This window comes from Paraburkholderia caffeinitolerans (assembly GCF_902859945.1).
Lineage (GTDB): Bacteria > Pseudomonadota > Gammaproteobacteria > Burkholderiales > Burkholderiaceae > Paraburkholderia > Paraburkholderia caffeinitolerans.
Genome location: NZ_CADIKL010000024.1, coordinates 102,007 through 115,260, shown reverse-complemented (window position 1 = coordinate 115,260; position 13,254 = coordinate 102,007). Strand labels below are relative to the sequence as shown.

12 protein-coding genes are annotated in these 13,254 nt (G+C 65.0%); 1 reads left to right on the top strand and 11 read right to left on the bottom strand.

Annotated features, from left to right (window positions below; genetic code table 11):
* Positions 1–176: 176 nt before the first annotated feature.
* The 7 genes from HV773_RS22380 to HV773_RS22350 all read right to left on the bottom strand — a co-directional run bounded on the left by HV773_RS22380 (position 177) and on the right by HV773_RS22350 (position 8,735).
* Positions 177–1,070: a M48 family metallopeptidase gene (locus HV773_RS22380; protein WP_129562798.1), complete on the bottom strand. Its 894-nt coding sequence runs from the start codon at positions 1,068–1,070 to the stop codon at positions 177–179.
* Positions 1,071–1,163: 93 nt separating this feature from the next.
* On the bottom strand, positions 1,164–1,925 hold the full coding sequence (locus HV773_RS22375; RefSeq protein WP_129562797.1) for a lysophospholipid acyltransferase family protein: 762 nt from the start codon (positions 1,923–1,925) through the stop codon (positions 1,164–1,166).
* A gap of 43 nt (positions 1,926–1,968) precedes the next feature.
* A complete protein-coding gene (gene gmhB / locus HV773_RS22370) occupies positions 1,969–2,532 on the bottom strand; it encodes a D-glycero-beta-D-manno-heptose 1,7-bisphosphate 7-phosphatase (protein WP_129562796.1) in 564 nt (187 codons plus the stop codon).
* Positions 2,533–2,562: 30 nt separating this feature from the next.
* Positions 2,563–4,662: a glycine--tRNA ligase subunit beta gene (gene glyS, locus HV773_RS22365; protein ID WP_129562795.1), complete on the bottom strand. Its 2,100-nt coding sequence runs from the start codon at positions 4,660–4,662 to the stop codon at positions 2,563–2,565.
* 16 nt (positions 4,663–4,678) lie between these two features.
* Positions 4,679–5,686, bottom strand: a complete 1,008-nt coding sequence (gene glyQ / locus HV773_RS22360) for a glycine--tRNA ligase subunit alpha (RefSeq protein ID WP_084225857.1) — start codon at positions 5,684–5,686, stop codon at positions 4,679–4,681.
* A 227-nt stretch (positions 5,687–5,913) separates the two neighbouring features.
* The gene (gene lnt, locus HV773_RS22355; RefSeq protein WP_129562794.1) at positions 5,914–7,602 is read right to left on the bottom strand and encodes an apolipoprotein N-acyltransferase; all 1,689 of its coding nucleotides are present in this window, start codon (positions 7,600–7,602) and stop codon (positions 5,914–5,916) included.
* A 239-nt stretch (positions 7,603–7,841) separates the two neighbouring features.
* Positions 7,842–8,735, bottom strand: coding sequence for a CorC family transporter (locus HV773_RS22350; protein WP_129562793.1), 894 nt, complete (start codon positions 8,733–8,735; stop codon positions 7,842–7,844).
* A 319-nt stretch (positions 8,736–9,054) separates the two neighbouring features.
* Here HV773_RS22350 and bamE point away from each other — a divergent pair, with 319 nt between their 5' ends.
* Entirely contained in the window at positions 9,055–9,453 is a 399-nt protein-coding gene (gene bamE / locus HV773_RS22345; protein ID WP_160113461.1) for an outer membrane protein assembly factor BamE domain-containing protein, read from the top strand.
* A 45-nt stretch (positions 9,454–9,498) separates the two neighbouring features.
* On the opposite strand, the gene HV773_RS22340 is transcribed toward bamE, so the two are convergent.
* From HV773_RS22340 to miaB, 4 genes are read right to left on the bottom strand one after another with little or no spacing between them, the layout of a single operon-like run.
* Entirely contained in the window at positions 9,499–10,194 is a 696-nt protein-coding gene (locus HV773_RS22340; RefSeq protein ID WP_129562791.1) for a gamma-glutamylcyclotransferase, read from the bottom strand.
* 37 nt (positions 10,195–10,231) lie between these two features.
* Positions 10,232–10,693 (bottom strand): rRNA maturation RNase YbeY, encoded by a 462-nt coding sequence (gene ybeY, locus HV773_RS22335; RefSeq protein ID WP_129562790.1) that lies wholly within the window; start codon positions 10,691–10,693, stop codon positions 10,232–10,234.
* A 47-nt stretch (positions 10,694–10,740) separates the two neighbouring features.
* Complete coding sequence (locus tag HV773_RS22330) at positions 10,741–11,835, bottom strand: PhoH family protein (protein WP_129562789.1); 1,095 nt, start codon at positions 11,833–11,835, stop codon at positions 10,741–10,743.
* Between the two features lie 29 nt (positions 11,836–11,864).
* Positions 11,865–13,238 (bottom strand): tRNA (N6-isopentenyl adenosine(37)-C2)-methylthiotransferase MiaB, encoded by a 1,374-nt coding sequence (gene miaB, locus HV773_RS22325; protein WP_129562788.1) that lies wholly within the window; start codon positions 13,236–13,238, stop codon positions 11,865–11,867.
* Between the last annotated feature and the right edge of the window lie 16 nt (positions 13,239–13,254).

The following is a 13,254-nucleotide window of genomic DNA, read 5'->3' as shown; positions in this document are numbered from 1 at the left end:
GCGGCCCTCGGGCCGCTGCCTGAGACGCCACCGTACGTTTCTTCTTCATCGGCATATCCATGATTTTTACCTCTCATGATATGCCTCGCCCACAAAATGCCGGATAGGTCCAGCGAATTCAATTGCCGTGGGCGTCCCAGCAAGAATCTGTAATCGTCACGATTGACTTTGCCCCCTCACATCCCCGGCACCATCTCCGGCGGATGTTGCTTGAGCTGCTTCCTGGCTTCACGGAACTCAGGAAAGATAGACTCCACAGTCTGCCAGAACCGCGGACTGTGATTCATCTCGCGCAAATGCGCAAGCTCATGCGCGACGACGTAATCGACAACCGAAAGCGGAAAATGAATCAGCCGCCAGTTGAGCCGGATTCTTCCTTCGCTCGAGCAACTCCCCCAGCGCGTCATTGCTGACGAAAGCGCATAGGACCGAAACGTAACCCCAAGCCTGGCCGCATAAACCCCAAGCCGCGCACCAAAAATACGCGTCGCCTCGCCCTGTAGCCACCCGGTCACCCGATCCTTGATCTGCTGCGCATCCGCATGAAGCGGCAGCGGCAGCGCCAGCACGCGCGTATCCTCGTCAAAAGCCAGCAGCGAAGCTCCAAGGCGCACGCTCATCGGCTTCCCGAGATAAGGCAACTCCGCCCCATCGCCCCATTCCACGCGCGGCAGCGCACGCTGTTCCACGCGCGTTTGCCACTCGATCAGCTTCGCAAAGATCCAGCGCTGCTTTTCGGCGATAGCCGTTTCGATATCGGCAATCGTCACCCATCGGGGCGCAGTGATCGTGAGCCCGCTTCCATCGATGGCAAATCCAATCGATTTTCGCGACGACCGCTTGAGCCGATAGTGCAAGGTGCGCGCGCCCATTTCGAGCGTTCGCACGCGTGTGCCATCCGGCGCAAGCGGCCCCTTGGGCGACTTGAATGGCGACGGTGTGGAAGGTGCTGTGTGGAAGGGCGATGCCGGGAAGGGAGCGACAACGGGCGCCGGCTCGGCAAAGAGCGGCAAATCGAGTTGCCCGTTATCGAGCGCCGCTAAAGGGCGCGGCGTGGGTGACTTCTGCATCGTCAGGCTGGGTGCGGAATTGCGTGCGTGGCGTATGACGAGTGTGGAAAACGCAGCGGGCGTGGGGTGGGTAGCCGCCTGGCCGCCGGAGCATCAAGTCCGCGCGGCGTCCACCGATGCGCTATCCGTTTCGCGATACGCGTCAGGATCGATGCGTCGCATTTCGGCTTCGATCCATTGCTCCACGCGTGTATTCAACTGGTCGGGCGTGAGCCCGGTTGTGTCGATCGGCTTGCCGATCGACACCGTGACTATACCCGCATATTTGAGGAACGAGTTGCGGGGCCAGACACGTCCTGCGTTGTGCGCGATCGGCACGACGGGCGCGCCCGCTGAGATCGCAAAGCGCGCGCCGCCGGTCTTGTACTTGCCTTGCTTGCCCACCGGCGTGCGCGTGCCTTCCGGGAACATGATGACCCATGCGCCTTCGGCCATACGGGCCTTGCCCTGGCGCGTCACGGACGCGAACGCGTATTTGCCTTCCTTGCGGTCGATATGAACCATCTTCAGCATGCCCAGCGCCCAGCCGAAGAACGGCACATACAGCAGTTCGCGCTTGAACACGTAGCACATCGGACGCGGCATCAGCGCGGGAAACGCGAGCGTTTCCCAAGCCGACTGGTGCTTCGAGAGCAGCACGGCTGGGCCGTCGGGCAGGTTCTCCATGCCCTCGATGCGGTATTGGATGCCATTGAGCCAGCGCGCGACGAACAGCGTCGAGCGGCACCAGCCGGCGGCCATCCAGTAGCGTCGCTCGGCGTTCATGAGCGGGAACGCGATGAAGCACGCAATCGCGTAGGGGATCGTGTAGCCGACCAGGTAGATCAGCAGCAGCAGGGAGCGGATGAAGCGCATCGGTATCGGTTGGACCGTTCGGGGGCAGGGCGACAGTGCCGGGTTAAGCCGGCTCGTTCGCGAGGAAGTCGAGCACGAACGCGCGCAGGTCGTCGTGCACTTTCGTGCCGTCGGGCAGGCCGCCCGTTGCGAGTGTTTTCTTGCCCTTGCCTGTGAGCACGAGGTGCGTGGGAAAGCCGAGCACCGCGCCGGCCTGGAGGTCGCGCAGCGAATCGCCCACCACGGGCGTATCCGCAGGAACGATCTCGAAGCGCTCGGCGATCATCTTGAGCATGCCGGGCTTGGGCTTGCGGCAGTCGCAATGGTCCTGCGCGGTGTGCGGGCAGAAGAATACGGCGTCGACGCGTCCGCCCACGGCGGCGGCCTGGCGTTGCATCTTCGCGTGCATCTCGTTGAGCGCCGTCGTGTCGAACAGGCCCCGGCCGATGCCGGACTGGTTCGTCGCAACGGCGACGCGGTAGCCCGCCTGGTTCAGGCGGGCGATCGCTTCGAGACTGCCCGGCAGCGCGATCCATTCGTCCACGGACTTGATGAACGCGTCAGAGTCGACGTTGATCACGCCGTCGCGGTCGAGGATCACGAGTTTGCGGCTGTTGCTGGTCGGCATGGCGTCGCTCAGTAGAGTGTCACGACGCCGTCACGCCGCGAGGCGCGAGATGTCGGCAACGCTGTTCATCTGGCGATGCAATGCCTTGAGCAGCGCGAGGCGGTTGGCACGCAGCGCGGGGTCTTCGGCATTCACCATCACGTCGTTAAAGAACGTGTCGACGGTTTCGCGCAGTGCGGCAAGCGCCGTGAGCGCGCCCGTGTACTCGCGCGCGGCCAGTTGCGTCTGCACGCGCGGCGCGACTTGTTCGAGCTGCGCGAAGAGTGCTTTTTCCGCGCTTTCCACGAAGAGCGTGCTCTGCACGTTCGCGTCCACGGCGCCTTCGGACTTCTTGAGAATGTTCGAGATGCGCTTGTTGGCCGCCGCGAGCGAGGCCGCTTCCTCGAGCGCCGCGAATTCGCGCACGGCGTCGAGGCGCGCGACGATGTCGTCGAGGCGCGTGGGGTTCATCGCGAGCACCGCGTCGATTTCCTGCGCCGCGTAGCCGCGTTCGCGCAGCATGCCGCGCAGGCGGTCCATGCTGAATTCGTAGATTGCTTGGGTCGATTCCGCTACTGCTTCGATGCCCGCGAATTGCGAGTAGGTCGTGCGCAGCAGTTCGACGAGGTCGAGCGGCAGTTGCTTCTCGACGAGAATGCGCAGCACGCCCAGCGCGTGGCGGCGCAGCGCGAACGGATCCTTCTCGCCGGTCGGCGCGAGGCCGATGCCCCAGATGCCCACGAGCGTTTCGAGCTTGTCCGCGAGCGCGACGATGGTGCCCGTGACCGTGCCCGGCAGCGCGTCGCCGGAGAAGCGCGGCTGGTAGTGCTCGGAGCACGCGAGCGCCACTTCTTCGGCCTCGCCGTCGTGGCGCGCGTAGTAGGTGCCCATCGTGCCTTGCAGCTCGGGGAACTCGCCCACCATGTCGGTCAACAGGTCGGCCTTGGCGAGGCGCGCGCCGCGTTCGGCGAGCGCGATGTTCGCGCCGCACATCATGGCGATGGCGCCCGCGAGTGCTTCGAGGCGCTGCACGCGCTGCAGCGTCGAGCCGAGCTTGTTGTGATAGACCACGTTCGCGAGCAGCGGTACGCGGTCGGCCAGCGGCTTCTTCTTGTCCTGCTCGAAGAAGAACTTGGCGTCGGCGAGTCGCGGGCGCACGACGCGCTCGTTGCCTTCGACGATTTCGCCCGGCGTTTCGGTCTCGATGTTCGAGACGATCAGGAAGCGCGAGCGCAGGCGGCCTGCGGCGTCGGTGAGCGCGAAGTACTTCTGGTTCGTCTGCATCGTGAGGATCAGGCATTCCTGCGGCACTTGCAGGAATTCGTCCTCGAACTTGCACGCGTACACGACGGGCCATTCGACGAGCGAATTCACCTCGTCGAGCAGCGCGTCGGGCATGACGACCTTGTCGTCGCCGGCTTGCTCGATGAGCTGTTCGCGGATGGATTCGCGGCGGTCCGCGTAGCTCGCGATCACACGGCCCTTGTGCTGCAGCGTGTGTGCGTAGTCGTCGGCGCGCGTGATCGCGACGTTGCCGTGCGAGAGGAAGCGGTGGCCGCGCGTGGTGTCGCCCGCGTCGATGCCGAACGCGGTGACCGGCACGATCTGCTCGCCGTGCAGCACCGTGAGGCGGTGCACCGGACGCACGAACTGCACGTTGCTGCCGTCGGGCCGCTGGTACGTCATGACCTTCGGGATCGGCAGCTTGCCGAGTGTTTCGTCGAGCACGGCCTGCAGGCCGTCGGCGAGCGTGGCGCCCGGCGCCGAGTAGCGCAGGAAGAACGCTTCGTTCTTGCCGTCGCTCGCGCGTTCGAGGTCGCTAACCGGGAAGTCGGCAAAGCCGAGCGCGGCGAGCTTTTTCGCGAGCGGCGCGGTGGGCTGGCCGTTGGCGTCGAGCGCGACCGAAACCGGCAGCACTTTTTCGCGCACCTGCTTTTCGGGCGCGACGTTGCGCACGTTCTTGATCGTCACGGCGAGACGGCGCGGCGTGGCGTAGCGTTCGAACGAGAGGTCGCCTTCGATCAGGTCGCGCGCGGCGAGGCGCTGCGCGATGCCTTCGGCGAATGTGTCGCCGAGGCGCGCGAGGGCCTTCGGCGGCAGTTCCTCGGTCAGCAGTTCGACGAGGAGGGTGGCGTGATGAGCTTGCGTCATTGTTCTGGAGATCCGGTCATGCCTCGTCGAACTTGCGTTCGACCTTCAGCGGCGGCGCCCAGGCGGGCATCGCGGCATCCTGTTCGTCGGTGGTCAAGCCCGGTACGCCGTGCACCGGATTGCCGAGCATCGGGAAGCCAAGCTTCTCGCGCGATTCGTAGTACGACTGCGCGACGCTGCGCGAAAGCGCGCGAATGCGGCCGATATACGCCGCGCGCTCCGTCACGGAGATCGCGCCGCGCGCGTCGAGCAGGTTGAACGTGTGACCGGCCTTGAGCACGAGTTCGTACGCGGGCAGTGCGAGCTGGAGCTCGATCATGCGCTTCGCTTCGCTTTCGTACGCGTTGAAGAACGTGAACAGCAGGTCGACGTTCGCGTGCTCGAAGTTGTAGGTCGATTGCTCGACTTCGTTCTGGTGGTAGACGTCGCCGTAGGTGAGGCGGCGCAGTTCGGGGCCGTTCGGGCCTTCCTCTTCCCACTCGGTCCAGATCAGGTCGTAGACGTTCTCGACTTTTTGCAGGTACATCGCGAGACGTTCGAGGCCGTAGGTGATTTCGCCAAGCACCGGCTTGCAGTCGATGCCGCCCACTTGCTGGAAGTACGTGAACTGCGTGACTTCCATGCCGTTGAGCCAGACTTCCCAGCCGAGGCCCCACGCGCCGAGCGTGGGGTTCTCCCAGTCGTCCTCGACGAAGCGCACGTCGTTCTGCTTCAGGTCGAAGCCGAGCGCTTCGAGCGAGCCGAGGTACAGGTCGAGGATGTTTTCCGGCGCGGGCTTGAGCACCACCTGGTACTGGTAGTAGTGCTGCAGGCGGTTCGGGTTCTCGCCGTAGCGGCCGTCCTTCGGGCGGCGCGACGGCTGCACGTAGGCCGCGCGCCACGGCTCGGGGCCGATTGCGCGCAGGAAGGTGTGGACGTGCGAGGTGCCGGCGCCGACTTCCATGTCGATCGGCTGGAGCAGCGCGCAGCCCTGCTTGTCCCAGTAAGACTGGAGCGTCAGGATGATTTGCTGAAACGTGAGCATGTGTGCCTGCAGTGTCTTTTAGGGCGAACGGCGTGGGCCGCGGCGGCAAGGTCCGCCACGCGCGGCCGGGTGTGGCCGCGCGTGGCATGCCGCGCGTGGCGGGCGTTCCTTGCGTGTCGCGGTCCCGGCCCCCGGTCAGGAGGGGCGGCCCGGTGCTGAAACCTTGAATTTTACCGGATTGGCGCAGCGTTGAGACCGGCGCGGGGTTCGGGACGCATTTTGGCGCATCAAGCCTTCTTGCGACTGGGCCGGGCCGGCCCGAATGCGAAGCCGAACGCGAGCAACACCAGCGACACGGCGATCACCGTGTTGTTGCCGCTTCTCACGTAGGGCGTGAAGCCCTGGGTGCCTTCCACGCGCACGTCGAGCGAGCCCACGGTGAAGGCGGGCAAGCGCGCGATTACGTTGCCGTGCGCATCGATGGCGGCGGTGGCGCCCGTATTGGTCGCGCGCAGCATCGGCCGGCCGGTTTCGAGCGAGCGCATGCGCGCGATTTGCAGATGCTGGTCGAGCGCTATGGTGTCGCCGAACCACGCGAGGTTCGTCGAGTTGATGAGGATGCCCGGCGAGGTCGGATTCTCGCGCACGGTGCGCGCGATTTCCTCGCCGAAGATGTCTTCGTAGCAGATGTCGACGGCGACGGGCTGGTTGTGCACGAGGAACGGCGGCTGCACGGGGGCGCCGCGCGCGAAGTCGCCGAGCGGGATGTTCATGAGGTTCACGAACCAGTGGAAGCCCCACGGCACGAATTCGCCGAAGGGCACGAGGTGATGCTTGTCGTAGCGGTACAGGCCGTTCTGGCCGGGCGTGATGCCGAACAGGCTGTTGGTGTAGTCGACTACGCGCCGGTCCGGCGTGATCGTGCCGCCCACGGCGCCGAACAGGATCGCGGTGCCGGTGCCGTCGGCGAACGCGCGGATATCGCGGCCGAATTTTTCGGGCATTTCCTGCAGCAGCACCGGAATCGCAGTCTCGGGCGTGATGACGAGGTCGGCGGGCTTTTCGGTGATGAGCCGCTGGAATTCGGCGAGTGATTCATCAAGGCCGGATTCGGAGAACTTCATTTCCTGCTTCACGTTGCCTTGCAGCAGGCGCACGTTCAGCGGGGTGTTTTCGGGGTGCGTCCAGTTGACTAGCGGCAGCAGCAGGCCTGCGGCGATCACGGCAACGGTGGCGATGACCGGCGTGGCCACTGAGCCGGTGGCGCCGCGCGCCGCGCCGCCGCCCGCGGGCTCCGCGAGCGCGTCGGGCCGCGCCTTGCACACGTTCACAAGCGCCTGCACGACAAGCGCCGCGACGAGCGCGAGCACCCAGCCCACGCCATAGACGCCGACGATCGGCGCGAATCCGGCGAACGGCCCGTCCACCTGCGCGTAGCCGCTCGAAAGCCATGGAAAGCCGGTGAAGACATAACCGCGCGCCCATTCGCCGAGTGCCCATGCGCTCGCGAAGGCAAACGCGCCATGCCAAGTCGGCGAAAACGGCAGGGTGCGTCCGTTCTTTGCGTGTCCCGCGCAAAACGACCAGACCAGCGCGGCGAGCGCCGGATAGAGCCCGAGGTAGAGCGAGAAGAGCACGAGCGCCGCGCCTGCGAGCGCGGCGGGCATGCCGCCATAGAAGTGCATGCTCACGTAGAGCCACCAGACGCCGCTCACGAAGTTGCCGAAGCCGAACGCCCAGCCGGTGAAGAGCGCGCTTTTCCAGCCCGTGGTGCGCGTGAGCCAGAAGTAAAAGCCCGCGAGGATCGCGATTTCAAGCCAGCCGCCGTGTGGCGTGGGCGCGAACGAGAACGTGTTGAGCGCGCCAAGCGCGGCGGCGGCTACGTAATGCCAGGCGGGCAGCGCGCGTCGCGCGGCGATGGAGGTGTCTGCGGCGCGCGCGCTGTCGCGCGTGCGGGAATCGATCGGTTCAGCCATGGGTGTGCTTGGGCGCTGCAGTCCGACTGCAGGAGCGCGCGGGGCGCGGGTTGCAAAACGTTAGCTGCGCACGTCGTGTGCGCAGCGAGCGCAACGATAGCATCTTCACGCGTCGGCATCGTGTGGCGCCGGGGGCGAGTTGGGTGGTGAGGTTTGGGGTTCGATCGCACTGCGCCGGTTTAAAAAGCACAACGCCGGCCCGCAGGCCGGCGTCGTTCAAAGCGTGCACGCGTTGAGCCTCAAGTGCCCTGCGGCTGCAACGCGGATTCGCGCTGGCCCGCGAGCGGATCGCGGCGCACTAGCAGCATGTGCACCTGGCGGGCGTCGGCGCGCAGCACCTCGAAGATCAGGTCGTCGATGCGGACCTTTTCGCCGCGATGCGGCACGTGTCCGAAGTGATTCGTGACGAACCCGCCGATGGTGTCGACTTCCTCGTCCGAGAAATGGGTGCCGAACGTCTCGTTGAACTGCTCGATTTCGGTGAGCGCGCGCACGCGGAAGCGCCCGTCGGGCGAGGCGATGATGTTGCCGCTTTCCTCGTCGAAGTCGTATTCGTCCTCGATGTCGCCGACGATCTGCTCGAGCACGTCCTCGATCGTGATGAGGCCGGCCACGCCGCCGTATTCGTCCACCACGATGGCGATGTGATTGCGGTTCTGGCGAAAGTCGTGCAGCAGCACATTCAGGCGCTTGGACTCGGGGATGAACACGGCCGGGCGCAGCATGCCGCGCACGTCGAACTCTTCTTCCGCGTAGTAGCGCAGCAGATCTTTCGCGAGCAGCACGCCGATCACGTTGTCGCGGTTGCCTTCGTAGACCGGATAACGCGAGTGCGCCTTGTCCAGCACGAAGGGGATGAATTCGTCGGGGCTCTCGGCGATATTGATCGCGTCCATCTGCGCGCGCGGCACCATGATGTCGCGCGCGCAGAGTTCGGACACCTGGAACACGCCTTCGATCATCGAAAGCGAATCCGCGTCGATCAGATTGCGCTCGTGCGCGTCCTGGAGGATTTCGAGAAGCTCGCTGCGCGAATCGGGTTCGGGCGAGATGAAGTCGGTCAGCCGCTCGAGCAGGGAGCGCTTTTCCTGAGGTTTGCCGGTTTGTCGTCGACTGGGATAAGAGTCGTTCATGGTGGTGCGCCCTGGGCCTCTTGATGGCTGGGCGCGCTGTTGCGGATAGGAAAGGATACAGCATGCGTGTGGCGCTCTCATGCCGCGCTCGCGCAAATCAATGCTACCCTGGATCGTGGTGCCCGGCAGCGCCCGTGGGCCGTGATGTGATCAGGCATTCATCCAGATTTCAATCGGACGAGGGCGAATTGGCTGATGGCGTTGTCATGTGTCACGGTTGCCAGCCAGCCCCAAATTCCTGCACCGAGTGCGTTCCGAGACGACTTTACATTACTGCCGCAACTTTCATTAAACAGACAATTCCATACGGGGTGAAGTCGTGGCGATCAAAAGAATTTTCGTGGTGTCCGTCTTGTGTGCTGGCGTGCTGGGCGGGTGTGCCAGCCAGGGCGTCCAGCAACTGAAGGACGAAAGTGCCTCGACGGTGAGCACCAAAATCACGCGTGGCAAGAGTACGAAGGACGATATTCGGGCCGCATTCGGCGATCCCACCGAGACGTCGTTCACGGACAGCGGCAATGAGTTGTGGCGTTACCGCTATACGCGTTCGACGGCGAAAGCGATCAACTTCGTGCCGGTCGTCAACATGCTTACGTCGGGTGCTGACGTCGACAAGAAGGAGCTTGTCGTGTTCTTTGATGACAGCGGCGTGGTGAAAAATTACTCGATGCAGGCGACCAAGGAAGAGGTCAAGCAGGGCATCCTGCCTACGAACTAAGGACTGCCGGGTGCGCCGCGAGTCGGCCGAGTCTGTCCGGTTTATCTATGCGCAGCGCGCGAGCAACCGCTCCAGCGCCCGGTCGGGCATGCCGCTCTCGCGCAGGGCCTCGACGGTGCGCCGCACGTAGTCGAGCGTCGTACCGTAGCGGCCCGACGCGCAGCCGAACACCTGGCGCACCGTGTCTTCGCCGAGCTTGCCCGTGTAGGTGGGCACATCGCGGCGCATGACGAAGGCGAGCGCCGCGACGCGCCGGCCATCGGAGAGGGAGCAGGGCAGCCAGGCCGGTCGGTACGAACCCATCGGCATTTCGCGGCGCCACAGCGCTTCCAGATGCGGCATGACGCCGTCGGCGGCCAGGCGGAACGCCACGCCGGCGCACGAGCCGCCACGATCGAGCGCGAGCACGAGGCCTGGCTGCTCGGGCGTGCCGCGATTCACGCGCGACCATAGATACAGCCCGCGATGGTAGCCGTGCACGCGCGAGCGCACGTTTTCGACGGTTGGCAGGCCCGGGTTCCAGATTAGCGAGCCATAGCCGAACAGCCAGATGTCGCTCATGCGGTCCCATTGCTGGAGCGTATGGTCGAGCGATGCGTGCAGTTCGTCTTCGCTAAGCAGGCGCGACTCGCCTAGCGACGGCGGATAGACGGGGCAGGGCCCTTGCGCTCCGCCAGAGGGCGCTCCCTCAACCAGCAGTTCGGCAACAACACTGGAATCGTTCGCGCGCTTGTCGTTCATGTCTGACGGGCTCGGGCCAAAGGGGGGGCGTGTGGCCTTACTTGTACGGATCGGGAAAGCCGAGCGAGTTGAGCACTTCGGTTTCGATGCCCTCCATCTCCTCGGCTTCCGCGTCGTCCTCGTGATCGTAGCCTTGCGCGTGCAGCGTGCCGTGCACGAGCAGGTGCGCGTAGTGCGACGAAAGCGGCTTGCCCTGTTCGGCGGCTTCCTTCTCCACCACCGGGCAGCAGAGGATCAGGTCGCCCGTCACGGGATCTTCCTCGCTTTCGGCGTAGGCGAACGTGAGGACGTTGGTTGCGTAGTCCTTGCCGCGATACGTGCGGTTGAGCGTGCGGCCTTCCTCGGCGTCGACGAAGCGCACGGTCAGTTCGGCGTCGGCGAATAGCGCGGCCTTTATCCACGCCGCCACGGTGGCCCGTGGCAGCGCGGCTTTGTGCTCGGGAAACGCCTTCGCGGCGGGGAACTGCACGTTCAGTTTGAGTTTCGGTGCGCGGGCCATGAGTGCGTGTTTCTTTATCGGCTCAAATTCGGACTCGATCCCGCGCATCAGCGCGCGTCGCCGCCGCTTTCATCCTTCTTCGAATGCGCGTCATAAGCCTCGACGATACGCGCGACGAGCGGATGGCGCACGACGTCCGCGCTCGTGAAGCGCGTGAGCGCGATGCCGCGCACGTTGGCGAGCACCTGCTGCGCTTCGATCAACCCGCTCTTGTGGCCGCGCGGCAGGTCCACCTGGGTGGTGTCGCCGGTCACGACGGCCTTCGAGCCGAAGCCGATACGCGTCAGGAACATCTTCATCTGCTCGGGCGTGGTGTTCTGCGCCTCGTCGAGGATGATGAACGCGTGATTGAGCGTGCGTCCGCGCATGTACGCGAGCGGCGCGATTTCGATCATCTGGCGCTCGAACATCTTCGCGGTCTTGTCGAAGCCGAGCAGGTCGTAAAGCGCGTCGTACAACGGGCGCAGATACGGGTCCACCTTCTGTGCGAGATCGCCCGGCAGGAAGCCGAGGCGCTCGCCGGCTTCCACGGCGGGGCGCGTGAGCACGATGCGCTTGACTTGATCGCGCTCGAGCGCGTCCACGGCGCAGGCCACCGCGAGATAGGTCTTGCCGGTGCCCGCCGGCCCGACGCCGAAGGTCACGTCGTGCGAGATGATCTGCTTGAGGTACTCGCGCTGTGCCGGCGTGCGGCCGCGCAGGTCGGCGCGTCGCGTGTAGAGCTTCGGGCCGAGCTCCTCGACATCGACGTCATCGCGCGCGGGCTCGTCGAATGGGTGATCGGGGTCGCCACGGAAACGCGGGTCGATTTCGGCTGCGTCGTTGATGCCGTTCGCCCGCATGCCGCCGTTGCCGCTCGCGCGCGCATCGTTGGCAGGATGGCGCGCCTCGACCAGCGCGAGCTGGATGTCGTCGACGGAGAGCGGGTCGCGCGCCCGGTTGTAGAAGTTTTCGAGCGCGGCGAGCGCGAGTTTCGCGCCGCGACCGCGAATCGAGATGCGATGGCCGCGCCGCGCGAGAGTCACGTCGAGCGCCTGCTCGATCTGCCGCAGGTTTTCGTCGAGCGGGCCGCAGAGGTTCGCGAGCCGCGCATTGTCGTCGCGCGGCGCGTTGAATTCCAGATGCTGCTGATTGGGCTTCAAGGTATCAGTGAACTCCGTTCAGGCGCCGCTCAATGCGGGAGCGCCGAAGTGTCCTCGTGCGCGAGCACGAGTTCGCCGCGCAGCGAGTGCGGATAGGCGTGGTTGATCTTCACGTCGATCATCTGGCCGATCAGGCGCGCGTGCGAGGCAAGCGGCGCCGGGAAGTTGACGACGCGGTTGTTCTCGGTGCGGCCCGAGAGTTCGCTAGGGTCTTTGCGCGACGGACCTTCCACGAGAATGCGCTCGACCCGGCCGACCATCGATTGGCTGATGCGCTGCACGTTCTCTTCGATCGTGGCTTGCAGATGCTGGAGGCGCTTCAACTTGACTTCGCGCGGCGTATCGTCGTGCAGATTCGCGGCGGGCGTGCCCGGGCGCGGGCTGTAGATGAACGAGAAGCTCGTGTCGTACTTCATCTCTTCCACGAGCGCCATGGTCTTCTCGAAGTCGTCTTCGGTCTCGCCGGGGAAGCCCACGATGATGTCCGTGGAGAGCGACAGGTCCGGACGAATCGCGCGCAGCTTGCGGATGACCGACTTGTATTCGAGCACCGTGTAGCCGCGCTTCATCGCCATGAGCACGCGGTCCGAGCCGTGCTGCACCGGCAGATGCAGATGGCTCACGAGCTTGGGCACCTTCGCGTAGGCGTCGATCAGGCGCTGCGTGAATTCCTTCGGGTGCGAGGTGGTGTAGCGGATGCGCTCGATGCCGGGAATGTCGGCGACGTATTCGATCAGCGTGGCGAAGTCGGCGATGTCGTGCGCACCTTGCGTGAGCGCGCCCCGGTAGGCATTGACGTTCTGGCCGAGCAGCGTGACTTCGCGCACGCCCTGGTCGGCGAGGCCGGCGATTTCGGTCAGCACGTCGTCGAGCGGGCGCGAGACTTCTTCGCCGCGCGTGTACGGCACGACGCAGTAGCTGCAGTACTTCGAGCAGCCTTCCATGATCGAGACGAACGCGCTCGGGCCTTCCACGCGCGCGGGCGGCAGATGGTCGAACTTCTCGATTTCGGGGAACGAGATGTCGACCTGCGCGCGGCCCGAGGCGCGGCGCGCGTCGATCATCTGCGGCAGGCGGTGCAGGGTTTGCGGACCGAACACGAGGTCCACGTACGGCGCGCGCTGCACGATGGCCGCGCCTTCCTGGCTTGCCACGCAGCCGCCCACGCCGATCAGCAGGTTCGGGTTCGCTTCCTTCAACTCGCGTACGCGGCCGAGGTCGGAGAACACCTTCTCCTGGGCCTTTTCGCGCACCGAGCAGGTGTTGAAGAGAATCACGTCCGCATCTTCGGGCGTGTCGGTTTTGACGAGGCCTTCAGCGGCGCCGAGCACGTCGACCATTTTGTCGGAGTCGTACTCGTTCATCTGGCAGCCAAAGGTCTTTACATAAACTTTCTTGGTCATCGGGGTCGCCGTTCGC

What these genes read in the sequence shown, in the direction of transcription:
- HV773_RS22380 (WP_129562798.1), bottom strand. Translation starts at nt 1,070, where the DNA reads ATGCAGAAGTCACCCACGCCGCGCCCTTTAGCGGCGCTCGATAACGGG.
- HV773_RS22375 (WP_129562797.1), bottom strand. Translation starts at nt 1,925, where the DNA reads ATGCGCTTCATCCGCTCCCTGCTGCTGCTGATCTACCTGGTCGGCTAC.
- gmhB (WP_129562796.1), bottom strand. Translation starts at nt 2,532, where the DNA reads ATGCCGACCAGCAACAGCCGCAAACTCGTGATCCTCGACCGCGACGGC.
- glyS (WP_129562795.1), bottom strand. Translation starts at nt 4,662, where the DNA reads ATGACGCAAGCTCATCACGCCACCCTCCTCGTCGAACTGCTGACCGAG.
- glyQ (WP_084225857.1), bottom strand. Translation starts at nt 5,686, where the DNA reads ATGCTCACGTTTCAGCAAATCATCCTGACGCTCCAGTCTTACTGGGAC.
- lnt (WP_129562794.1), bottom strand. Translation starts at nt 7,602, where the DNA reads ATGGCTGAACCGATCGATTCCCGCACGCGCGACAGCGCGCGCGCCGCA.
- HV773_RS22350 (WP_129562793.1), bottom strand. Translation starts at nt 8,735, where the DNA reads ATGAACGACTCTTATCCCAGTCGACGACAAACCGGCAAACCTCAGGAA.
- HV773_RS22340 (WP_129562791.1), bottom strand. Translation starts at nt 10,194, where the DNA reads ATGAACGACAAGCGCGCGAACGATTCCAGTGTTGTTGCCGAACTGCTG.
- ybeY (WP_129562790.1), bottom strand. Translation starts at nt 10,693, where the DNA reads ATGGCCCGCGCACCGAAACTCAAACTGAACGTGCAGTTCCCCGCCGCG.
- miaB (WP_129562788.1), bottom strand. Translation starts at nt 13,238, where the DNA reads ATGACCAAGAAAGTTTATGTAAAGACCTTTGGCTGCCAGATGAACGAG.